This is a genomic window from Actinomadura kijaniata NBRC 14229 (genome assembly GCF_001552175.1).
GTDB lineage: Bacteria > Actinomycetota > Actinomycetes > Streptosporangiales > Streptosporangiaceae > Spirillospora > Spirillospora kijaniata.
In genome coordinates, this window is the sequence record NZ_BCQR01000076.1 from 31081 (window position 1) to 53526 (window position 22446).

Annotated in this window: 23 protein-coding genes and 1 pseudogene; 15 read left to right on the forward strand and 9 right to left on the reverse strand. The window is 72.2% G+C overall.

The genetic code is table 11. The features are described from left to right. Nucleotides 1-49 precede the first annotated feature (49 nt). Nucleotides 50-1333 (forward strand): NYN domain-containing protein, encoded by a 1284-nt coding sequence (locus tag AKI01S_RS23695; protein WP_067822069.1) that lies wholly within the window; start codon nt 50-52, stop codon nt 1331-1333. 79 nt (nt 1334-1412) lie between these two features. Beyond that, nucleotides 1413-2057 carry a tetratricopeptide repeat protein gene (locus AKI01S_RS23700; RefSeq protein ID WP_067822071.1) on the forward strand — a complete coding sequence of 215 codons (645 nt, stop codon included), beginning with the start codon at nt 1413-1415 and terminating at the stop codon, nt 2055-2057. Between the two features lie 28 nt (nt 2058-2085). Here the strand turns inward: AKI01S_RS23700 and AKI01S_RS23705 are convergent, their stop codons facing one another. Next, on the reverse strand, nt 2086-2628 hold the full coding sequence (locus tag AKI01S_RS23705) for a hypothetical protein (protein WP_157420076.1): 543 nt from the start codon (nt 2626-2628) through the stop codon (nt 2086-2088). 114 nt (nt 2629-2742) lie between these two features. On the opposite strand from AKI01S_RS23705, the gene pyrE reads away from it, so the two are divergent. Further along, on the forward strand, nt 2743-3279 hold the full coding sequence (pyrE, locus tag AKI01S_RS23710) for an orotate phosphoribosyltransferase (protein ID WP_067822073.1): 537 nt from the start codon (nt 2743-2745) through the stop codon (nt 3277-3279). Nucleotides 3280-3384: 105 nt separating this feature from the next. On the opposite strand, the gene AKI01S_RS23715 is transcribed toward pyrE, so the two are convergent. Together AKI01S_RS23715 and AKI01S_RS23720 are read right to left on the reverse strand one after the other, a co-directional pair. Further along, on the reverse strand, nt 3385-3738 hold the full coding sequence (locus AKI01S_RS23715) for a hypothetical protein (protein ID WP_245681744.1): 354 nt from the start codon (nt 3736-3738) through the stop codon (nt 3385-3387). Between the two features lie 105 nt (nt 3739-3843). Beyond that, nucleotides 3844-4572: a DedA family protein gene (locus tag AKI01S_RS23720; RefSeq protein WP_245681745.1), complete on the reverse strand. Its 729-nt coding sequence runs from the start codon at nt 4570-4572 to the stop codon at nt 3844-3846. A gap of 262 nt (nt 4573-4834) precedes the next feature. Here AKI01S_RS23720 and fbaA point away from each other — a divergent pair, with 262 nt between their 5' ends. From fbaA to AKI01S_RS23750, 6 genes are all read left to right on the forward strand, one after another. Next, entirely contained in the window at nt 4835-5857 is a 1023-nt protein-coding gene (fbaA, locus tag AKI01S_RS23725; protein WP_067822081.1) for a class II fructose-bisphosphate aldolase, read from the forward strand. Nucleotides 5858-5955: 98 nt separating this feature from the next. Next, complete coding sequence (locus AKI01S_RS23730; protein ID WP_067822084.1) at nt 5956-6411, forward strand: winged helix-turn-helix transcriptional regulator; 456 nt, start codon at nt 5956-5958, stop codon at nt 6409-6411. Nucleotides 6412-6461: 50 nt separating this feature from the next. Then, nucleotides 6462-7040 (forward strand): GNAT family N-acetyltransferase, encoded by a 579-nt coding sequence (locus AKI01S_RS23735; RefSeq protein ID WP_067822088.1) that lies wholly within the window; start codon nt 6462-6464, stop codon nt 7038-7040. A gap of 25 nt (nt 7041-7065) precedes the next feature. Then, nucleotides 7066-7485, forward strand: coding sequence for a DUF3151 domain-containing protein (locus AKI01S_RS23740; protein WP_067822090.1), 420 nt, complete (start codon nt 7066-7068; stop codon nt 7483-7485). Nucleotides 7486-7757: 272 nt separating this feature from the next. Further along, a complete protein-coding gene (locus AKI01S_RS23745) occupies nt 7758-9041 on the forward strand; it encodes an adenylosuccinate synthase (RefSeq protein ID WP_067822092.1) in 1284 nt (427 codons plus the stop codon). Nucleotides 9042-9147: 106 nt separating this feature from the next. Next, nucleotides 9148-10074, forward strand: coding sequence for a glycerophosphodiester phosphodiesterase family protein (locus AKI01S_RS23750; protein WP_067822099.1), 927 nt, complete (start codon nt 9148-9150; stop codon nt 10072-10074). A 105-nt stretch (nt 10075-10179) separates the two neighbouring features. Here AKI01S_RS23750 and corA read toward each other — a convergent pair whose 3' ends face one another. Continuing rightward, a complete protein-coding gene (gene corA / locus AKI01S_RS23755; protein WP_245681746.1) occupies nt 10180-11274 on the reverse strand; it encodes a magnesium/cobalt transporter CorA in 1095 nt (364 codons plus the stop codon). Nucleotides 11275-11667: 393 nt separating this feature from the next. Between corA and purD the strand changes: the two genes are divergently transcribed. From purD to AKI01S_RS23770, 3 genes are all read left to right on the forward strand, one after another. Further along, a complete protein-coding gene (gene purD / locus AKI01S_RS23760) occupies nt 11668-12918 on the forward strand; it encodes a phosphoribosylamine--glycine ligase (protein WP_067822105.1) in 1251 nt (416 codons plus the stop codon). Between the two features lie 82 nt (nt 12919-13000). Beyond that, complete coding sequence (gene purB / locus AKI01S_RS23765; RefSeq protein ID WP_067822108.1) at nt 13001-14311, forward strand: adenylosuccinate lyase; 1311 nt, start codon at nt 13001-13003, stop codon at nt 14309-14311. Nucleotides 14312-14340: 29 nt separating this feature from the next. Further along, nucleotides 14341-15132 (forward strand): MOSC domain-containing protein, encoded by a 792-nt coding sequence (locus tag AKI01S_RS23770; protein WP_067822111.1) that lies wholly within the window; start codon nt 14341-14343, stop codon nt 15130-15132. 125 nt (nt 15133-15257) lie between these two features. Here the strand turns inward: AKI01S_RS23770 and AKI01S_RS23775 are convergent, their stop codons facing one another. Both AKI01S_RS23775 and AKI01S_RS54700 read right to left on the reverse strand, forming a co-directional pair. Next, a complete protein-coding gene (locus AKI01S_RS23775; RefSeq protein ID WP_067822113.1) occupies nt 15258-15683 on the reverse strand; it encodes a hypothetical protein in 426 nt (141 codons plus the stop codon). Continuing rightward, nucleotides 15683-15817, reverse strand: a pseudogene (locus tag AKI01S_RS54700) (suppressor of fused domain protein); the annotation flags it as partial. The pseudogene AKI01S_RS54700 and the gene AKI01S_RS23775, both read right to left, overlap by 1 nt. Before the next feature lie 484 nt (nt 15818-16301). Here AKI01S_RS54700 and murA point away from each other — a divergent pair. The 3 genes from murA to AKI01S_RS52520 all read left to right on the forward strand — a co-directional run bounded on the left by murA (nt 16302) and on the right by AKI01S_RS52520 (nt 20164). Further along, nucleotides 16302-17588: a UDP-N-acetylglucosamine 1-carboxyvinyltransferase gene (murA, locus tag AKI01S_RS23780; protein ID WP_067822136.1), complete on the forward strand. Its 1287-nt coding sequence runs from the start codon at nt 16302-16304 to the stop codon at nt 17586-17588. Between the two features lie 519 nt (nt 17589-18107). Next, nucleotides 18108-19436: a transcriptional regulator gene (locus tag AKI01S_RS23785; RefSeq protein WP_067822115.1), complete on the forward strand. Its 1329-nt coding sequence runs from the start codon at nt 18108-18110 to the stop codon at nt 19434-19436. Nucleotides 19437-19579: 143 nt separating this feature from the next. Next, nucleotides 19580-20164 (forward strand): hypothetical protein, encoded by a 585-nt coding sequence (locus AKI01S_RS52520; RefSeq protein ID WP_174567413.1) that lies wholly within the window; start codon nt 19580-19582, stop codon nt 20162-20164. A gap of 7 nt (nt 20165-20171) precedes the next feature. Here AKI01S_RS52520 and hisC read toward each other — a convergent pair whose 3' ends face one another. Genes hisC through AKI01S_RS23805 form a run of 3 tightly spaced genes read right to left on the reverse strand, consistent with a single transcriptional unit; the run spans nt 20172 to nt 22323 of the window. Then, entirely contained in the window at nt 20172-21251 is a 1080-nt protein-coding gene (hisC, locus tag AKI01S_RS23795; protein WP_067822119.1) for a histidinol-phosphate transaminase, read from the reverse strand. A 46-nt stretch (nt 21252-21297) separates the two neighbouring features. Beyond that, nucleotides 21298-21582, reverse strand: coding sequence for a DUF6401 family natural product biosynthesis protein (locus tag AKI01S_RS23800; RefSeq protein WP_157420078.1), 285 nt, complete (start codon nt 21580-21582; stop codon nt 21298-21300). Between the two features lie 60 nt (nt 21583-21642). Further along, complete coding sequence (locus tag AKI01S_RS23805) at nt 21643-22323, reverse strand: NUDIX hydrolase (RefSeq protein WP_067822123.1); 681 nt, start codon at nt 22321-22323, stop codon at nt 21643-21645. Nucleotides 22324-22446 lie beyond the last annotated feature (123 nt).

Genomic DNA, 22446 nt, shown 5'->3' on the forward strand with positions numbered 1-22446 from the left:
CGTGGAGCGGACACCGGGGAAGATCCGCGTTGAGGAAAGGCGGTGTCGCATGGATCGCTGCGCGCTGTTCGTAGACGCCGGCTATCTGCTGGCGGACGGCGCCATGGCGGTGCACGGCACCCGCCATCGCGAGACGGTCTCCTGGGATTTCGGCGGTCTGCTGCAACTGCTGAGCAACCTCGCCCGCGAGCGCACCGGCATGCCGCTGCTGCGCTGCTACTGGTACGAGGCGACGGTCGAGGGACGCCGGGCGCCCGAGCACGAGGCCCTGGCCGACCTTCCCGGACTGAAGCTGCGCCTGGGGCGCATCCGCCCCGGCCGCCGCGAGGGCGTCGACACCGAGATCCACCGCGACCTGATGACGCTGGCCCGCAACGGCGCGCTCGCCGACGCGGTCCTGGTCAGCGGCGACGAGGATCTCGCCCAGGTGGTCGCCGACGCGCAGGACCTCGGCGTCCGCGTCACCGTCGTGCACGTCGCCGTGGACGGCAACTGGACGATCTCCCGGGTGCTGCGCCAGGAGTGCGACGACCTCATCGAGATCGGCTCGGGCCATCTGCGCCCCTACGTGAACCTGCTGGCCGGGGTCGAGAGCGCCTCCTCGTCGTCCTCGTCGTCCACCAGCCCGCTGTCCAACGGCCACGGCGGTTCCGGCAGCTCGATCGGCACGCTGCGGTCCGCCCCGCACAACGGCCCGCCCCCGGCCACCCCCCTCACCGGCCAGCCCCCGGTGGGCAGCCCGACCGGCTCGGGCCTGGTGCCCAGCCAGTCCCCGCCGCCCGGCCTTGGGTCGCTGGGCTCGGGCTCGCTGGGATCCTCGTTCGCCGCCGGCATCGACACCGGCCTCGGCACCACCGTGGGCGGCCCGAACGCCACCTCGTCGTCCTCGTCGCCGGTGTCCAACGCGACGTCCGCCCCGTCCTCCGCCGCGACGCAGGCCCCGCCGCCCTCCGGCCCGCAGTACTCCCCGCCCCCGTCGGCGAGCCCGGTGGGCCCGTCCACGTCGTCGAGCCCGGTCCCGGCGACGCCGCACGGCCCCTACACCGGGCCGCAGCAGATCTCCCCGGCCCCGGTGCAGCAGAACACCCCGACCCTGTCGGACGCGGTCAAGGCCGCCCACCAGGAGGGCCAGGACTTCGGCGAGTCGGTCGCCCGCGACGCCCCCGCGCTGTGGCTGGAGGCGGTCCTGGCGCGCAAGCCGCGCATGCCCTCCGACCTGGAGGCCCGGCTGTTGCAGGGCTCCTCGCTGCCCATCGACTTCCTGCTGCACGACGAGGTCCGGCACGCCCTGCGCCGCGGCTTCTGGGACGCCCTCGAACGCTCCCGCAGGTAGCGGGGCGTATCCCGGCAAAAGATGAACGATCATCCGCGATTACCCGGTTCGACCGACGGGCGGCGGGTAGCGTGGAACCGTGACGCATGTGACGGAAGACGATCTCGACGACCTGGAGTTCGACACCCTGCGCACGGGCGATCACATCGCGGCGGCCCGGCGGTTCGCCCAACTCGCCGACGAGGTGTCCGGCGGGGTCTCCCGCGCCAACGTCCTGCTGCGCGCGGGCGAGCAGTGGCAGCACGCGGGCGACCACGACCAGGCGGCCCGGTTCTACCGCCGCGCCATGGAGGACGGCGGCGAGACCTACGGCGACCCGCGCGCCTACCTCGCCGACGCGCTGTTCGAGCTGGGCCGCGCCGATGAGGCGCGGGCCCTCCTGGACCAGATCCGCGCCGACGCCCCCGACGACCCCGAGGTCTACCGCGCCGTCGCGGAGGTCCTGTACGCCCAGGGCGACCCGGTCGGCGCGCACGAGTGGGCCACCAGCGGCGTGGACCGGATCCTGGCGCTCCGCGACCGCGCCGTGGGCACCGGCATCGGCGGCGGGCCCGAGCCGTCCCCGGCGGACGACGTCTCGCTGACCTCGGACTCCGACGACGTGGCGCTGGCGGAGGACAGCCTGGAGGCGCTGCTCCGGCTGCGCTACCGCGCCCGCGTGGACCTGGGCCGCCCCGAGGACTCCTACGACGCGCTGCTGGACGACCTGCTGAAGAACGCCTGACGTCCCCGCGCCGCACCGGCAGGGACGGTCACAGCGTCGCGATCAGCTCGCTGAGGGACTGGGCCGCCGCGGCGGGGGGCTCGTGCTCGACGACCGTCCAGCCGCGCAGCCGCGCCTCGCGGACCGACCGCTCGCGTTCGGCCGGCCCGGCGGTGCGGTCGGCGTGGGTCCACAGATAGCCGCAGGGGGCGTCCGGCCAGTCCGCCGGGACCGGGGCCGGCGGCTCCCCGTGACCGCCCTCGTGATCGTGCTCGTGGCCGCGGCGCGGCCGGGGCAGGTCGGCGTCCACGAACACGTAGCCCCCGACCCCGCGGTGGGCGGCGCGCTGGGCGAGGGCCACCGCGGGCAGCAGCGGGCCCGCCGCGCCGTGCCCGACCAGGACCAGGGGCACCGACGGGTCGGTCGCCGCGATGACCAGCGAGGCGCGGGCCACGTACCGGGCGCCGGTCGCGTCCGGGACGTCCGGCGCGATCACGTCCAGGCCGTAGGAGCGGAGCATCTCCGGAAGATCCCCCCAGCCGTCGGCGGCGCCGTGCGGGGAGTGCAGCAGCACGACGGTTCCGGGCGTCACATCCACCTCCCAGGCCCGCCGGGTCCGCTTGACGGTGCTCACCGTACACGGGGCGGGCGCGGCGACGCGGGCCCCTGCCCGAACGACACGGCGCCACGCATAGGGTTGGCGGGTGTGAGCGAACGTGATGACCTGCTGAAAGAGATCAAGGACAAGGCCGTCGTGCACGGCGACTTCGTGCTGTCGTCAGGGCGGCGGGCCTCCTGGTACGTGGACCTGCGCCGGGTGACGCTGGACGGCGCGGTGGCGCCGCTGGTGGGACGGGTGATGCTGGACGCGACCGCGGACCTGGACTACGAGGCCGTCGGCGGGCTCACGCTCGGCGCCGACCCGGTGGCGACCGCGATGCTGCACGCCGCCGCCGCGCGCGGGCGCAGGCTGGACGCGTTCGTGGTCCGCAAGTCCGACAAGCAGCACGGCCTGCAGCGCCGCATCGAGGGCCCGGACGTCAGTGGCCGCCGCGTCCTGGCGGTGGAGGACACCTCCACGACCGGCGGCTCGGTGCTGACGGCGGTGGAGGCGCTGCGGGAGGCCGGCGCCGAGGTGGTGGCCGTGGCGACCATCCTGGAGCGCGGGGCGGCCGAGCGGATCGCCGCCGAGGGGCTGGAGTACCGGCACCCGTTCAGCGTCGCCGACCTCGGCCTGGACTGACCCGTCCGGACCGACCCGTCCGGACATCCGACGGCCGCGGGGGTTCCCCCGCGGCCGTTCGTCGACCCGGCGGGCCGCCCGCGCCCGGACGGCCCGGACGCCCTCTCATTTCTTCGGCACGAACCAGGTGCCCCGCTGGCCCGTCTGGCCGCCCTGCTTCACCTGGCCGTAGACGACGACCCGGACGGCGCCCGCGTCGGCCGCGACCACGTCCAGCGGGGCCTCGTCGTACTGACGGCCCTCACCGGGATTGAGCGGGCCGCGGTGCAGCACGTCCTTGGTGTCCGAGACCGTGACGGTCACCACGACGGGCCGGGAGCTGACGTTCCGGATCACCAGGGGGGTGGCCGCCGTGGCCGTGGAGGTCGAGGTGGAGGTGGCGGCCTTGGTCCCCCCCGGCTCCGTGGGCGTCGGGCCCGGCTTGGCGTCTTCGGAGGTGAGCGCGTTGAACAACGACATTCCACCTACCACGACAAGCGCTAATGCCAGTGCCACGGCGACAGCCGCGATCAATATGCGCGCGAGACCCCTAGGGTCCGACCGATGACGTCCCACACGGGGAGATTAGCGATAAGTCTCACCGCTGAGCGACGCACGTGACTCTTCAGAGTCATTAATATTCGCTCCGTTACCCTTGCCCTTCCGCCCCTTCATGACCTCCCGGATGATCGGGATGACGGACAGGATGAGGATCACGGCGACGCCCGGCAGGATGTACTTGTCGATGTCCGGCACGCTCGCGCCGAGGAAGTGGCCCATCAGGAACAGCACGTCGGTCCAGATCACGCCGCCGATGACGTTCCACATGAAGAACCGGCGCGAGTCCATGCCGAGCATCCCCGCCAGGGGGTTGATGAACGTCCGCACGATCGGGATGAAGCGCGCCAGCACCACGGCCTTGGCCGGGCCGAACTTGTTGAAGTAGTACTCGGCCTTCTCCACCCACTCCTGCTTGAAGATGCGGGAGTCGGGCCGGTCGAACAGCTTGCGGCCGTACTTCGCGCCCAGCCAGTGGCCGAGCTGGGCCCCCGCGACGGCGGCCAGGGGGCCGCCGACCAGCAGCGCGGGCAGCGACAACGGCTGGAACTCCTGGCCGTTGACCGTGCTGACCGCGGTGAGGATCCCCGCCGTGAACAGCAGCGAGTCCCCCGGCAGGATGCAGCCGAACAGCAGTCCGGTCTCCGCGAAGATGATGGCGATGACGCCGATCGTGGCGAAGGTTCCGAAAAGCTGCAGCCACGCGGTGGGGTGCAGCCACTCGGTGATGTCCATGGGTATGAGCGCGAGATCCACGTTGTGAGCGTACCCGGCGGGCGCGAAGCTTTCCGGGAGAAGTACGACGTCCAGCCCCTCTTCGGCGGGGTCCGGGGGCCGTTCGCGAGCCGTTCGGCGGCGGGGTGCGCGACCCGCCACGGGGGCCCGCTGGCCTGGCGGGCGAAAAGCGGGATACTGACCGTGGACACGGCATGACCTGCACGGCCGGTACGCCCGGCGCCCGCCCGGGAGCGCGGCGCCGGAACGTGGCGGCACCACTGCGTTCGGAAAGGATGCCCACATGCCCATCGCGACCCCTGAGGTCTACGCGGAGATGCTCGACCGCGCCAAGCGTGACGGCTTCGCGTACCCCGCCATCAACGTGACCTCCAGCCAGACGCTGAACGCGGCGCTGCAGGGCTTCGCTGAGGCCGAGAGCGACGGCATCATCCAGGTGTCCACCGGCGGCGCCGAGTACCTGTCCGGGCAGTCCGTCAAGGACATGGTCGTCGGATCGTCCGCCCTCGCCGAGTACGCCCGCGTGGTCGCGGCGAAGTACCCGGTGAACATCGCGCTGCACACCGACCACTGTCCGAAGGACAAGCTGGACGGCTTCATGCGCCCGCTGATCAAGCTCTCCCAGGAGCGGGTGGCGCGCGGCGAGGAGCCGCTGTTCCAGTCGCACATGTGGGACGGCTCGGCGGTCCCGCTGGAGGAGAACCTCCAGATCGCCGCGGAGCTCCTGGAGGAGTGCGCCAAGGCGAACATCATCATGGAGATGGAGATCGGCGTGGTCGGCGGCGAGGAGGACGGCGTCGCCAACGAGATCAACGAGAAGCTCTACACCACCCCCGGTGACGCCCTGGCGACCGCCGAGGCCGTGGGCGTGGGCGAGAAGGGCCGCTACATCCTGGCCGCGACGTTCGGCAACGTGCACGGCGTCTACAAGCCGGGCGCGGTCAAGCTGCGGCCGGAGGTCCTGAAGGAGATCCAGGAGGCGGTCGGCGCCAAGTACGGCAAGGAGAAGCCGTTCGACCTGGTGTTCCACGGCGGCTCCGGCTCCACCCTGGAGGAGATCCGCGAGGCGGTGTCCTACGGCGTCATCAAGATGAACATCGACACCGACACCCAGTACGCGTTCACCCGCCCGATCGCGGCGCACATGTTCGCCAACTACGACGGCGTGCTGAAGGTGGACGGCGAGGTCGGCAACAAGAAGAAGTACGACCCGCGCTCCTACGGCAAGGCCGCCGAGAACAACATGGCCGCCCGGGTGACGGAGGCCTGCGAGCACCTGCTGTCGGCGGGCAAGAAGATCAGGTAAGGGGATCGGTCAGCCGGTCCGGAGGGGCCCCGTCGCGCGCGGCGGGGCCCTTTCCGCGCCCACCGCGTTGTCTGACGAAACCCGGGTACGCTCCGAACGTGGCCCTTCCCCGCACCTACGAGTCCCTGGACTGCTCGGTCGCCCGCGCGCTGGAGGTCATCGGGGACCGCTGGACCCTGCTGGTGATCCGCAGCGCGTTCCAGGGCGTCCGGCGCTTCGACGACTTCCAGGAGACGCTCGGCATCGCCCGCAACGTGCTGGCCGACCGTCTCACCCGGCTGTGCGACGAGGGCCTGCTGCGGCGCGTCCCCTACCAGGAGCGTCCCGAGCGTCACGAGTACCGCCTGACCCGCAAGGGCGTGGAGCTGTGGCCCGCCCTGGTGTCGCTGATGCTGTGGGGCGACCGCTACTACGCGCCGGACGGGCCGCCCGTCCTGGTCTCCCACAAGGGCTGCGACGGGCATGTGGCCGACGGCCTGGTGTGCTCCTCCTGCGGCAGGGCGCTGGAGCCCCACGAGGTGGAGCCGGTCCCGGGCCCGGGAGTGCGCGGCTGATCCGCGCCTGAGGGTTGTTTCACGCAACTCTTTGCGGTCCAATAAGTTTTATGACGCAACTCGCTGAGGGCAACGGCGCCCGCATCGGGGACGGCGGCTGGGCCGCGACGCTCGACGACGTCCGCATCCGCCCCTACAACGTGACCGACGACGCCCGGCTGCGCCGCATGTCGGCCTGGCTGTCCCGGGGCAGCCTCTACACCCGCTTCTTCTCCGGCACCCCCGCCATCCCCGAGCCCTACGTGCGCTCGCTGGACGGGCTCGACCACTGGAACCGGGAGGCCCTCGCCGCGCTGCTGGACGACGACCTGATCGGGATCGCCGAGTACTTCCGCGACCGCGGCCGGCCCTGGCGCGCCGAGATCGCCATGCTGGTCGTCGACCCCTGGCAGCGGCGCGGGCTCGGGGGGCTGCTGCTGGACTGCCTGTCGGCGCTGGCCCTGCGGCGCGGGATCACCGAGTTCGACGCCGAGGTCGTGTTCGACAACCAGGGGGTGATACGGGCGATCCGCCGGCGGTGGCCGGACGTCCGCTCCCTGAAGGCCGAGGGGTCCGCCCATTTCCGGCTTCCGGTCGCGCCCCCGGGACCAGTCCGTTCGGGTCATGCGGAAGGGCGGCACCCGGGTTGATACGCACCATGCGAGCGGACTTACCATGGCCCGCATGACCCAGAACCTGCTCGGCGGACCGCCCCCGACCGAACTGCCGGACAACACCGAGGCCCGCACGGCCCTGGAGAACGGCGTCGACCCGATCGAGGTGGCCGCCCGCCACCCCGACTACCCGGGCGCGTGGGCCGAACTGGCCGACCGCGCGTTCGCCAAGGGCAGCGTCATCGACTCCTACGCCTACGCGCGCACCGGCTACCACCGGGGGCTGGACCAGCTGCGCCGGGCGGGCTGGAAGGGCCACGGCCCGATCCCCTGGGAGCACGCGCCCAACCGCGGCTTCCTGCGCGCCCTGAACGCCCTGGGCCGCGCCGCCGCCGCGATCGGCGAGGAGGACGAGGCCGAGCGCTGCAAGGCGTTCCTGCGCGACAGCAGCGCCGCCGCGGCGGAGGCCCTCGCGCAGTAGGTCTTCGACACGCGGTCAAGCCCGTCCCACCAGGCGCTTCCGGCACCGCCGCCATGACGCGCCCATGGCCGCGCCGCGTGCGGCGTGTCGCGAGCCCTCGGGCGGTGTCCTCCCCCGTCGCCCTGGTCGCTCCGCTCCGGGCGCTCCCCGGTCCGGACACCGCCGCTCGCGACATGCGGTTTCTTCCGCGCCCGGGTCCGGGTACGATTTGATCGCAAGAGGCCCCTTCGCACTTGCGATCAGGGGCCTTCGTCGTGGGAAGGAAATGTGGCATGCCGGCCATCGTTCTTGTCGGTGCCCAATGGGGAGATGAGGGCAAGGGCAAGGCCACCGACCTGCTGGGTGGCGACGTCGACTACGTCGTCCGCTACCAGGGTGGCAACAACGCCGGCCACACCGTGGTCATCGGCGACAAGAGCTACGCGCTGCACCTGCTGCCGTCCGGCATCCTGTCGGACGACGTCATCCCGGTGATCGGCAACGGCGTGGTCATCGACCCGTCGGTGCTGCTGGCCGAGATCGACGGTCTCCAGGAGCGCGGCATCTCCGCCGAACGCCTGCTGATCTCGGCGAACGCGCACCTGATCATGCCGCAGCACCGGACCCTGGACAAGGTGACCGAGCGCTACCTCGGCAAGGCCCGGATCGGCACCACGGGCCGCGGCATCGGCCCGGCCTACGCCGACAAGATCAACCGGATGGGCATCCGGGTGCAGGACCTGTTCGACCCGAACATCCTCACCCAGAAGCTGGACCTGTCGCTGCGCGAGAAGAACCAGGTCCTCACCAAGGTCTACAACCGGCGCCGCATCGAGACCGGCCCGATCGTCCAGGAGTACCTGGAGTACGGCGAGCGGCTGAAGCCCTACGTGGCCGACACCACGCTGATCCTGAACAAGGCCCTGGACGAGGACAAGGTCGTGCTGCTGGAGGGCGCCCAGGGCACCCTGCTGGACATCGACCACGGCACCTACCCGTTCGTGACCTCCTCCAGCCCCACCGCGGGCGGCGCGTGCGCGGGGTCCGGCGTCGGCCCCACGAAGATCACCAAGGTGATCGGCATCCTGAAGGCCTACACCACGCGCGTCGGCTCGGGCCCGTTCCCGACCGAGCTGCTGGACGAGTGGGGCGAGTACCTGCGCACCAAGGGCGGCGAGTACGGCGTCACCACCGGCCGCGACCGCCGCTGCGGCTGGTTCGACGCTGTGATCGCCCGCTACGCCACCCGCGTCAACGGCATCACCGACTTCTTCCTGACCAAGCTGGACGTGCTGTCCGGCCTGGAACGGGTCCCGGTGTGCGTCGCCTACGAGGTCGACGGTGAGCGCGTGGCCGAGATGCCCACCACCCAGACCGGGTTCCACCACGCCAAGCCGGTCCTGGAGTACTTCGACGGCTGGCAGGAGGACATCACGGGCGCCAAGACGTTCGAGGACCTGCCGAAGAACGCGCAGGCCTACGTGCGCGCCCTGGAGGAGATGTCGGGCGCCCGGATCTCCGCCATCGGCGTGGGCCCGGGCCGCGAGCAGACCCTCCAGCTGCACCCGCTGGTCTGATCCGGACGGACGGAAGGGGGCCTCCCGCGGGGAGGCCCCCTTCCGTTTCCGGGGTCCTCACCTGTCGGCCGCACGTCGTTCGGCCACGGCCTGTAGCGTGCCGGGCGTGAATCTGATCGGGGGGTCCGTGGAGATCCATGGACATCGGGGCGCCCGCGGGCTCCGGCCGGAGAACACGCTGCCGGGTTTCGCGCACGCGCTGGCGCTGGGCGTGGACGCCGTCGAGCTCGACGTGGGCTTCACCGCCGACGGCGTCCCGGTGCTCAACCACGACCAGGTGCTGTCGCCGGTCAACGTCGCCGACACCGGCCCGGCCGAGCCCGGCGACCCGGCGTTCCCCTACGTGGGGCGGGCGATCCGGGAGCTGACGCTGGCGCAGTTCCGGACGCTGGACATGGGCGTGCGGCGCCCGCCGGACGACGAGGACCCGTTCGTGCTGACGCAGCTGCCGCTGCCCGGGACGCGGCCCCCGACGCTGGACGAGGCGTGCGCGCTGATCGGGGCCGCGCCGGACGTGCGGCTGGCCGTCGAGCTCAAGACCGACCCGGGCTGGTCCGGCGCCGAGGTGGAGCGCTTCACCGTCGCGGTCGCCGAGGTGCTGGCCGAACGGGGCCTGGCGGGGCGGGGGCGGGTGCTGGCGTTCGACTGGCGGGTGCTGGTCGCCGCGCGCCGCCACGCCCCCGATCTGGGACGGGTCGCGCTGGTCGAGCGCAAGACGCTCGTCCCGGGCACGGACTGGCTGGCGGGGCTGTCCCCGGCCGAGCCGGCGAACGCGGCGCTGGAGATCGGCGCGACCGTCCTGTCCCCCGAGCGCCATCTGACCACGCCCGGGTTCGTCGCGGCGGCGCGCGCGGTGGCGCTGCCGGTGGCGGTGTGGACGGTGAACGAGCCCGCCGAGATGGACCGGTGCGTCGACCGCGGCGTGGACGCGATCGTCACCGACTACCCCGACCGGCTGCGGGCGGTGCTGGCGGCACGGGGCCTGCCGGTGCCGGCACCGTTCCGGACCCCCGTGCCGGCGCCGACGGCCTAGGGCCTGCTTCAAAGGGGGCCTGGGCCACGCACGCGAGCGCGTTACCTGGCCCGTGGGCCCGACGCCGCAGACGAGGGCTTTGAAACACGATCTAGCCGCTGGCGGTCAGAGCCAGCCGTTGCGGCGGAACCCCCGGTACAGCGACAGGCACGCCAGGGCGATCACGCCGAGGACCATGAAGTAGCCGTACCGCCACTGGGTCTCGGGCATGAAGTCGAAGTTCATCCCGTAGATTCCGGCGATCGCGGTCGGCACCATGAAGATCGCGCCCCAGGCGGAGATCTTCCGCATGTCCTGGTTGTCGGCGACCGTCACCTGGGTCATGTGGGCGTGCAGGATCGGGTTGAGCAGCTCGTCGTAGGACTCGACCTGCTCGCGGACGCGGGTGAGGTGGTCCTCGACGTCGCGCAGGTACTCCTTGATGTCGTCGGGGACGAACCGGCGCCCGGTGAGGTTGCGCAGCGGTCCGGCGAGCGGGCCGACGGCGCGCTTGAGCTGGATCACCTCGCGCTTGAGGCGGTAGATGCGGCGGGCCTCGTCGGTGCGGTCGGGGGCGAAGACGGCCTCCTCGACCTCGTCGATGTCCTCCTGGACGGCGTCGGTGACGCACACGTAGCCGTCGACCACGCGGTCGGCGACGGCGTGCACGACGGCGGTGGGGCCGAGGCGGAGGCGCTCGGGGTTGGCCTCCAGCTGGCGGCGCGCCGGGCCGAGCTCGCCGTGCGCGCCGTGCCGCACGGTCACCACGAAGTCCTCGCCACAGAAGATCATGATCTCGCCGGTCTCGACGACCTCGGCCTGCGCCGGGTCGCGCTGCACGTAGCCGACCGTCTTCATCACGAGGAAGTGGACGTCGTCGTAGCGTTCCAACTTGGGCCGCTGGTGGGCGTGGATGGCGTCCTCGACGGCCAGCGGGTGCAGGCCGAACACCTCGGCCAGCTCGGTCAGCTCGGTGGACGAGGGCTCGTGCAGGCCCACCCACACGAATCCGGCGCTGCCCTCCTCGGGCGCGGTGAGGCCGCCGTCGCGCACCAGGCGGACGGCGTCGGCGACCGAGTCGGTGTTGACGCGGTGCCCGTCGATGTAGGCGGCCCAGTCGATCACCGCGGTGTCGCGGCGCGCCTGCTGGGCGGGGACGGCGTGAGGCCGGCTCCGGGTCTTGAACAGGGACATCGTGCGGGCCGGGCGAACACGGGTCATGGCCATGAGGGGCTCCTAACCCCCGGCCACGAACATGCGAGGACGCGCTCGACCCGGCTGAGCGGTGGTCAGCCCAGGGAGCGCGTGAGGGATGTGGCCGGGCGCCTGATAGAGGCGGACGGGTGGGCAGTCCAGTCCGGACTGTGAGGGTTTTCCGGCGAAGCGCACGTATCGCCAGGACTCATCCCGACCACCTCCTTCCGTACTGGGCGACAAGGCCACAAGCACAAAGCAGCCTACCAGTCACCATTTACGACGCCTCGGGCAACGCGGGAGTTCACACGATCTTCGCGTCCCCGTCCCGGGACGCGCGACCCCCATCGGAGACAACGCCGTCCCTCCCCGAGGATATGCCGACCCTCGACGCGGCGTGGCCCACTAAGCTCACCTCACGTGCGAGTACTCGTCCTTGGATCGGGTGGCCGCGAGCATGCGCTCGTCCGCGCCCTGCGCCGCGACCACGTCGTCTCCGCGCTGCACTGTGCCCCCGGCAACCCCGGCACCGCCGCGATCGCCGACAACCACCAGCTCGACCCGACCGACCCGAACGCCGTGGTCGAGCTGGCCGAACGCCTGGCGGTCGACCTGGTCGTGGTCGGCCCCGAGGCGGTGCTGATGGCGGGGGTCGGCGACGCCCTGCGGCGCGCCGGGATCGCCTGCTTCGGCCCGGACCGCCAGGCCGCCCGGATCGAGGGCTCCAAGGCGTTCGCCAAGGAGATCATGAAGGCGGCGGGGGTGCCGACCGCCGACGCGCGGGTCTGCGAGTCCGCCGAGGAGGTCGCCGCCGCGCTGGACGCGTTCGGCCCGCCCTACGTGGTCAAGGACGACGGGCTGGCCGCCGGGAAGGGCGTGGTGGTCACCGAGGACCGGGACGCCGCCGCCGCGCACGCCGCCGCCTGCGGGCGCGTGGTCATCGAGGAGTACCTCGACGGCCCCGAGGTGTCGCTGTTCGCCCTGTCGGACGGCCAGCACGCGGTGTCGCTGCTGCCCGCGCAGGACTTCAAGCGCGCCTACGACGGCGACGAGGGGCCCAACACCGGCGGCATGGGCGCCTACACGCCGCTGCCGTGGACCCCGCCGGGCCTGGTCGACGAGGTCATGCGGACCGTCGTGCAGCCCGCCGTGGACGAGCTGCGGCGGCGCGGGCTGCCGTACGTGGGCGTGCTGTACGCGGGGCTGGCGCTGACGTCCAAGGGCGTCCGGGTGGTGGAGTTCAACGCCCGGTTCGGCGACCCGGAGACGCAGGTCGTGCTGGACCGCCTGGCCACGCCGCTGGCCGGGCTGCTGCACGCGTGCGCGATCGGCGGGCTGGACCCGGCGTTCCGCCCGATCTGGCGCACCGGCGCGGCCGTCACCGTGGTCGTCGCGGCCGAGAACTACCCGGCCGCGCCGGTGAAGGGCGACGTCATCACCGGGATCGAGGAGGCCGAGGCCGTTCCGAACGCGTACGTGCTGCACGCCGGGACGCGGCGGGACGAGGAGGGCCGGCTGCTCGCCAACGGCGGCCGCGTCCTCAACGTGGTCGGCACCGGCGCGGACCTCGCCGCGGCCCGCCGCGCCGCCTACGCCGCCGTCGAGAAGATCGAGCTGCGCGGCGCCCACCACCGCACCGACATCGCGCTGAAGGCGTCCCAGGACGCCTGAGGGCCCCGGACGGCCCCGGCCCGCGCGGCCGGGGTCTCCCCCGGTGCGCGGAGCATCGCGGGCCACCTGGGAGAATCGAGGCGTGATTGAGCGCTACACCCTTCCGGAGATGGGCCGCGTCTGGAGTGACGCGCACAAGTACGAGCTGTGGTGCAAGGTCGAGACCCTGGTGGTCGAGGCCCACGCCGACGCGGGCACGATTCCGGCGGAGGTGGTGGAGCCGATCCGCAACGCGCCGCCGCCGACCCCCGAGGCCGTGCACGAGATCGAGGCGGTCACCCAGCACGACGTGATCGCGTTCCTGTCGGCGTGGGCCGACAACACCGAGCCGCGCGAGGCGGCCCGGTACGTGCACTTCGGCATGACCTCCTCGGACCTGCTGGACACCGCGCTGGCGCTCCAGCTCGTCGAGGCCACCGACATCCTGCTGGACAAGGCCGACCGGCTCGTCGCGACGCTGCGCGACCACGCCCTGGCGCACCGGGACACCCTGCGGGTGGGCCGCACGCACGGCATCCACGGCGAGCCCGACGTGTGGGGGCACCGGGTCGCGGACTTCGCGTTCGGCGTGGCGCGGTCGCGGGACCGGCTGCGGCGGGCCCGCGAGGCCGTCGGCGTGATGGCGATCTCGGGCGCCGTGGGCACCTACTCCAACATCGACCCGGCCATCGAGCAGCGGGTGGCGGCCGAGCTGGGCCTGCGGCCCGCCGACGTGTCCACGCAGGTGGTGCTGCGCGATGGCATCAGCGAGTGGGTCTCGGCGCTGGCCATCATGGCGACGGTGCTGGAGGCCATCGCGCTGGAGGTGCGGCACGGGCAGCGCACCGAGGTGCGCGAGCTGTGGGAGCCGTTCGGCAAGGGCCAGAAGGGCTCCTCGGCCATGCCGCACAAGAAGAACCCGATCATCTCCGAGCGGCTGGCCGGGATGGCGCGGATCGTGCGGGCGCAGACGGTGCCGGTGCTGGAGGGCATCCCGCTGTGGCACGAGCGCGACATCTCGCACTCCTCCACCGAGCGGATCGCGCTGCCGGACGCCTCGATCGCGCTGGACTACATGCTCAGCCTCACCGACCGGCTCATGTCCGGCCTGGTCGTGGACGCCGGGCGGATGCGCGAGAACCTCGACTCCACCGGCGGCCTCATCTACACCTCCACGGTGCTGCTGGAGCTGGTCGAGGCCGGGATGTCGCGGGACGATGAGGCGTACCCGCTCGTCCAGAAGGCGGCCATGGAGACCTGGGAGACCGGCGTGCCGTTCCGGGAGACCCTGCGCAAGCACGCCGCCGAGGCGGAGCTGACGCTGGACGAGAAGCGCCTGGACGAGGTGTGCCGCCCCGAGCGGTTCGTCGAGCGCCTCGCCCCCATGTTCGAACGGCTCGCCCGGCTGAGCTGACCGCCCCTTCCCCCGGAGGACCCCCCGCGATGGCGACCCTGACCGAGCTGAACGTCTACCCGCTCAAGAGCGGCGGCGGCACGGCCCTGCGCACGGCCGAGCTGAGGGCGACCGGCGTGCGCTGGGATCGCGAGTTCATGCTGGTCACGCCGGAGGGGCGGTTCCTGTCGCAGCGGGAGTACGCGCGGATGGCGCTGCTGCGCCCGGCGTTCGACGGGCGGGAGCTGACCGTCGGGGTGGCCGACCCGGCGCTGGACACCGGCCCGCTCGTCCACAAGCCCGTGGACGACGGGCCGGTGCTCGACGTGACCGTCCACCGCGCGGAGTGCCGGGGGATCGACCAGGGCGACGAGGCGGCGGCGTGGTTCGGCGCGCTGCTGGACGCCGACTGCCGCCTGGTCCGCTTCACCGGGCGGCGGGAGACCTCGCGCGGCGGCGCGGTCGTCGAGTTCGCCGACGGCTACCCCCTGCTGGTGATCTCGCGGGAGTCGCTGGACGACCTCAACGGACGGCTGGACGACCCGCTGCCGATGAACCGGTTCCGCCCCAACCTGGTGGTCGAGGGGCTGGGCGCGTTCGGCGAGGACCGGGTGCGGCGGCTGCGGATCGGCGAGACCGTGATCGAGATGGTGAAGGCGTGCGCCCGCTGCGTCATCACCACCACCGACCAGGACAGCGGCGAACGCGGCCGGGAGCCGCTGCGCACGCTGGCCCGGTACCGCACGATCGACCGCGGCATCCGCTTCGGCCAGAACGCCGTCCCGCGCACGCTCGGCACCCTGACCGTGGGCGACGAGGTCGAGGTCCTGGAACCCGCCTAGCCTGTGTTTCAAAGCCCTGGCCTACGGCGCTCGCCCGGGGCTCGCGCCTCACCAGGTCTTGGCGAGCGCGGCATCGCTTCGCGATCTGACCCGCGGGCCCTCGCCTCCGGCTTCGGGCCCGCAGGTCAGGTCACGCGCTCGCGTGCGCGGCTGAGGCCCACTTTGAAACAGGCCCTAGCCGACGACCTCCACCCGCGGCCCCGGCACGACCTCGCGACGCCCGCCCGCCGGACCAGCGCCGCCAGCAGCGCGTCCAGCGCTGCGACGGGCACGCCCACCAGCAGCGCCGAGTCGTCGGACCGTTCGACGGTCAGCTCCGCGGCGGGACGGAAGACCACCACCGTGGCGCCGGCCCGCACGACCAGGGCGCGGCCGTACGGCAGCCGCCCCCGCAGCGAGTCGGCGATCATCGGGGCCTGCGACGCCCCCGGCCTCACCGTCGTCCCGGCGGCGTCGCGGTCCCAGTGCGCGGTGGTGACGTGGAGCGCGCCGACGCCGGAACCGTCGCGCTCCTTCCCGGCGCGCGCCGCCGCCGTCGTGGCCTCGTCCATCAGCGAGCCCGCGCGACGTCGGTGGCCAGCAGCGGCTGGCGCGGCGCGAGCAGGTCCAGCAGGCCCGCGACGTTCCAGGTGCGGGCTGCCTCGTCCTCGTCCGGGGTCAGGCCGACGACCTGGAGGAACCGGACCGGTAGGCGCTGATCCCGTCGAGGGGGTCGGGTCCGCCAAGAGACCGCTTGGGGACCGTTCCGTAATGCAGGGGTGCGGTGTCACCATGGATTCGTCGGCAGGCGGCGTCGATGGCGTCCCAGCCGGGGGCGTCTTCCACGACGGGTCACCTTAGACTCCCCCGAACGACCACATAAGGCTTATCAAGAGCACAGTGCACTTGATCGGAACTTTCCGGACGACACGGAATCCGACGAATTCGGGGACGGCGCGAACTCCGGGGCCCCCGGCGGACATCTAAATGATCAGAACGCGGCAAGGCGTGCGCGCACCGGACGCCCCACCCCCGGCTCGGTGGTTTACTGGGGTCGCGTTGATGTTGAGGGGACGCCGAAGGCGCGCTCGGCCCCCGTGACCCGCCGTCGCCGTGCGCGGACGGGCAGGCGGTCCCCCACGAACGACCGACAACGTATCCGCAGCTTTAAGGAGTCAGACGGCATGAGCATGGGCCAGGACGTTCGTTATCGCGTGCGCGGCGGGCACCGACTGCAGGGCACCGTCTTCATCCAGGGCGCCAAGAACGCCGTCCTGCCGATGATCGGCGCTTCGTTGATGGCGAGCAAGGGCCGCACGGTCCTGCGCAACGTGCCGATCATCGAGGACGTGCGACGGGCGGTGGAGCTGGCCCGCGCGGTCGGCGCGAAGGCCGAGCTGCACGAGGCCGAGCGCACGCTCGTGATCGACGCCTCGACGCTGTCCAGCCCGGTGCTGCCGGCCGAGACCGCCGCGCAGTTCCGCGGCTCGTTCCTGTTCGTCCCGGCGCTGCTGCACCGGCTCGGCGAGGCCGTGATCGAGGGCGTCGGCGGCTGCAACCTGGGCAGCCGCAACCTGGACTTCCACTACAACGGCTTCAAGCGGATGGGCGCCACGGTCACCGAGCAGGTGAGCGACAACGGCGACGGCATCATCCACATCAAGGCCGGCGACCTGCGCGGCGCCACCCTGTACTGCGACACCCCGTCGCACACCGGCACCGAGAACCTGATCATGGCGGCGGCGCTCGCCAAGGGCCAGACGCTGATCAAGAACGCGGCGCTGGAGCCCGAGGTGCTCGACAACATCGCCATCCTCCAGGCGATGGGCGCGCGGATCAGCGGCGGCGGCACCGGCTTCATCACCGTCGAGGGCGTGGACGAGCTGACGGCCGTCGAGCACACCGTCATGCCGGACCGGATCGACGCCGGCGTGTTCGTGATGGCCGCCGCGATCACCGGCGGCGAGCTGAGCCTGGTCGGCGCGAACCTGGAGCACCTGGGCGTCGCGGGCGACAAGCTGGAGCAGATGGGCGTGGAGTTCCACCAGCAGGGTGCGGTCCTGCAGGTCCGCCGGGAGCGCCCGCTGCGCCCGATCAACGTGATCACCGACGAGTACCCGGGCTTCGCCACCGACCTCCAGTCGCCGATCATGGCGCTGTCCTGCCTGGCCGACGGCCCGTCCTACATCTACGAGCGGATCTTCGACGGCCGGTTCAAGCTGGCCGGGGAGCTGGCCCGGATGGGCGCCGACATCGAGGTCAACGGCAACCGCGCCAAGGTCAACGGCCCGGCGACGCTGCGCGGCGCCGAGGTGGAGGCGCACGACCTGCGCTGCGGCTCGGCGCTGGTGCTGGCGGGTCTGGCCGCCGCGGGCGAGACCACGATCACCTCCGCCTACTACCTGGACCGCGGGCACTCCCACACGGCCGAGCGACTTTCTCAGCTGGGCGCCGACATCGTCCGCGAGATCTCCTGATCAACTACGTTCGGCACGGGGAGTAACCACCCCGGTAAAAGAAATTCACCAACATGCCGGGGGCATCGCCCCCCGACGGCCGGATCACTCGACTTTCGGGCGACCCGGCGACGGGTCGGTCGGATTTCGGCCATCCTGTGAACCAAACGGACGCCGCAGGGGTCTCCTCAGTGCGCATCAGCGCCTTGGGGCGGCCCCTGCGGTGTTTTCGGGTCTTGTTTTTCTACTTCGGACGTCCCAAGATGCAGGATCAAGGCTGGCCGAATGGTGACAAATTACTGACCAGGGGGTCGCGTAGGTTACTTTTTCGCCGCACTCTTGATTCGATTTCGCGTCTGGGCGTCACACAGGGTCGCCCTGACCCGATCTGCCCACTGAGGAACGAATCGCACGGGAACTGCGGTGCTGGGTCAGAAGGCAGGGGCGACAAGCCATGAGTCAACCGTTGGGCGGAGCGTGCGCGAACGCATGGCCGGGGCAGGACCCTCGCCACCCTTGCGGGTGGGAAGCGAGCGGCCGATGACGGCCGCCAGGACGGGGTCGGTGACACCCGACCTCACGATCGGTGTCGTGGGACCGCATGACCTGGTGGAGCGGGTCATGTTGATGGGCCACGGCCCGACACCGGTGCCGAGCAGGCTGGTCGCGGCGGCCTACCGGGACGAACAGGAGGCGGCCGACAAGGTCGTGCGGCTCGGGACCGGGGTGGACGTGTGTCTGTTCGCCAGTCCGGTCCCCTACGACTTCGCACGGAAGGCCGGGGTGCTCACCATGCCCGCGACCTTCGTGCCGTTGAACGGCGCCGCCCTGCAGGGCGCGCTGTTGCGGGCCGCCCTGGACGACCGGTTCGACCCCGCCCGGGTGAGCATCGACGTGCTCGGCCGGGCCGAGGTCGAGGAGGCCTACGCGGAGATCAGCCTGGGCACCGACCAGGTACACCTACGAGAGGAGGCCGCCGGGCCGGGAACACTGGCGGCGTTCCATGAGCGGCTGTGGCGACGCGGCGCGACCACGGTCGCGATGACCTGCGTCCACGCCACCGCGGAACGCCTTGAGATGGCCGGGGTGCCCACCATCCGGGTCCGCCCGACCGGGGCCGCCATCCGCGGTTCGCTGCAGACGGCGGCACTGCTCGGCGCGCACCACCGGCTGGAGGAGTCGCAGCTCGTCGTCGTGCTGGTGGACGTGCCGACGCTGCGCGAGACGCCGCGCCGGGTCACGCCCCGGTACTGGCGTGACGAGCTGAAGCTGGCGCTGCACCGGGTGCTGCTCCAGGAGGCGCACCGGATGAACGCGTCGGTGTGGCCGCTGGACGACCACAGCTACCTGGTCATCGCCACGCGCGGATCGGTGACGGCGACGACCGAGGGATTCCGGACGCCGCCGTTCGTGGAGCGGGTGCGTGAGGAGCTGGGGCTGGCGATCGAGGTCGGCATCGGCATGGGCCGCACCGCGCACGAGGCCGAGTCGCACGCGCGCGCGGCGCTGGCGCGGTCGCAGAGCTCGCAGCGGGCGCAGGGGTTCGCGCTGGACCGCGACGGCCGGGCCCTGGTGCCCGCGCCGCGCACGCCGCCGCGCACCCAGCCGCAGGCCAAGCCGAAGGGGCTGGAGATCCTGGCCCGGCTGGCCGACAAGCTCGGCGACCAGGAGCAACCGCTGATCGTGGACGCGGAGAACGCCGGCAAGATGCTCGGCGTCACCCCGCGCACCGCCCGGCGGCTGCTGCGCACGCTGGTCGAGGAGGGTCTCGCCTGGCCGCTGCCGCCGAACCGGACGCCGCAGCCCGGCCGTCCGCGGCAGCTGTACCGGCTGATCGTGGAGAAGCTGGGGCCCAAGGCGACCACCTAGGACGCTCGTTCGGCCGAGGTTGTTCCCGCGCTTGCGTGGCCGGGAGCGGCCTCGGCCGATCGGAACGCATCCGGGTGGGGCGGCGTACGCTCGAATCCACGAGCGCGTGAACCATCACGGGCCGGACCTCACGGGATCCCGGCATGGACGATCTCCCGCCGCCCTCTCGGCCGCACTCCCCGCTCTCCCGCACCCTGTCGGCCCGCCCGCGCCGCGGCGACCGCGCGCGGGTCGCGCTGGCCGCCGTCTCCTCCGTCGTGGTGCTGGGCGCCGGGGTGGCGGTGTCGGCGATGGTCGGATACACCCCGCCCGGCATCGACATGCCCGCGTTCCTCCAGGCGTCCCCGGCTCCCGAGCCGCAGCCGTCGGCGAAGCCGAAACCTCCTCGCAAGAGCGCGGAGAAGCCCCAGCGGACGGGCTCGCCGGTACGTTCGGAGCCGCCGAGGCAACGCGCGCCGATGGCCGGTTCGCCGGAGCGCCCGCCCGCGAAGACGCAGCGTCAGCGGCCCAGGCCCGTACCTCCGAAGCCCAGGCCGCCCAAGCCCAAGCCCCCGAAGCCGCCGAAGCCGACCACGCCTCCGACCACGACGCCCCCGACCACGACGCCTCCGACCACGACGCCTCCGACCACGACGCCTCCGACGACGATACCGCCGACCACGACACCGCCGAACCCGGTGCTGCCGTCGTTGCCGCTGCCGGGGACGAGCGGGAGCGCCACCCCCTGAGCCGGGCTCAGTTGCGGTGCGGGTAGGCCCGCGCGACCTCCAGGAACGCGTCGTTGTCCTCCGGCGACCCGATGGACACCCGCGCGCCCTCGCCGGGGAACGGCCGGACGCTCACGCCCCGCGCGTCGCACGCCGCCGAGAACTCCATGGTCTGCTCGCCCAGCCGCAGCCACACGAAGTTCGCCTCGGTCGGCGGGACGGTCCAGCCGTCGGCGAGCAGGGCGTTGCGGACGCGCTCGCGTTCCTTGACGGTGCCCTCGACGCGTTCCATCAGCTCGTCGACGGCCTTCAGGGAGGCGACGCCGGCGGCCTGCGCGACCGAGTTCACGCTGAACGGCAGGTAGGTCTTGCGGATCGACTCGGCCACGGCCGGGTGCGCGATCAGGTAGCCGACGCGCAGGCCCGCCAGTCCGTACGCCTTGGAGAACGTGCGCAGCACCGCCACGTTCGGGCGGTCGCGGCGCAGGTCCAGGCCGTCGGGCACGTCCTCGTCGCGGATGTACTCGCGGTAGGCCTCGTCCAGCACGACCAGCACGTCGCGCGGCACGCGGTCGAGGAACGCCTCCAGCTGGGCGCGGCGCACGACGGTGCCGGTGGGGTTGTTGGGGTTGCAGACGAAGACCAGGCGGGTGTTCTCGTTGATCGCCTCGGCCATGGCGTCCAGGTCGTGGGTCTCCTCGACCAGCGGCACCTGCACGGCCGTGGCGCCCGACAGCGCGACCAGCAGCGGGTACGCCTCGAACGACCGCCACGCGTAGACGATCTCCACGCCCGGCTCGGCGACCGCCTCGATGAGCATCTGCGCCACGCCGACCGACCCGCAGCCCACCGCGACGTGGTCGGCGGGCACCCCGTGCTTGGCGGCGATGGCGTCGATCAACGCGGTCGCGCTGTTGTCGGGGTACCGGTTGACGTTGCGCGCGGCCTGCTCGATGGCCTCCTGCACCGACGGCAGCGGCCCGTGCGGGGACTCGTTCGACGACAGCTTGAACGAGCGCCCCTCGGGCGACACCACGACCTTGCCCGGCTTGTAGGCCGCGAACCGGTCGAGGACGGAGCGGAAGCGCGGGGTGATGGCCTCGGACACCGTTGTCCTCCAACGAGATGGGACGGGGCGGGGATGGTGGTCCAGCTTACTCAGCGGCCGTCTGCCGCATCAGCCAGCAGACCGCCACAATGCGGATGAACTCCCAGTCCCGGGCGCTGTCGGGCCACCAGCCACGCTGGAAGGCCTCGTCGGCGAAGCCCTCCAGATAGCCCATCAGCGACTCGGGCCCGGTGTCGGGCAACAGGTCCCGAAGAGCCGCGACATGCTGGTCCACGGCCGCCGCCAGCCCCGGCGAACAGGCCATCTCCGCGACACCGGCATCCCCGATGTCACGGACGAGCAGCCCCAACTCCTCGGACAAATCACTCATAAGGGGAAAAGTTAGCAATGCGCAGGTCATGCCCGGTCCCCCCACCAGGACACGATCCGGTCACGCCGGTCCGCGGGGGCGCAGCATGGGGGGATGGAGCTGCTCGGCGTCGCCCCGCCGGTAGAGGCGAGCCGGACGGCCGCCGTCGCGGGTGGTCGTCCCGCCGGTGGGGATGAGGAAGCGGTCGGTGCCGGTGACCTTGCGGTGGAAGTTCCGCGGGTCGAGCGGGGTGCCCCAGACGATCTCGTAGACGCGGCGCAGCTCCGCGACCGTGAACTCCGGCGGGCAGAACGCCGCCGCCAGCGACGTGTACTCCAGCTTCGCGCGGGCCCGCTCCACCCCGTCGCACAGGATGCGGCGGTGGTCGAACGCGGCCCTGTCGCGGTGGATCAGGGTGTCCACGTCGGCCCACAGCACCTGCGCACGCGACGAGGCGGGCAGGTCGGGGGCCAGCCCCAGATAGGCGACCGACACCACGCGCTGGCGCGGGTCACGGTCGGGATAGCCGTAGGTCGCGAGCTGCTCCAGATGAATGCGGACGTCGGCGAGCCCCGCGCGTTCGGCCATCAGACGGGCGGCGGCGACGGGCAGGTCCTCGTCCAACTGGATGAACCCGCCGGGCAACGACCACGCGCCGTCGTAGGGATCCCGGTCACGCCGCCACATCAACGCGCAGAGCCGCTGTTCCCGCACGGTGAGCACGACGAGGTCGACGGTGACAGCGAGACGGGACACGGACATGCCCTAAACCTAAGGCCTTCCGGGGTGTCCAGGTCTTGTTCCACACGGCGCCCCACACCGAAACCCGAACAACAAAGCCACAAGGGGCACCGGGGGAGAGGGACGAAGCCCCAAGAGGAGGTT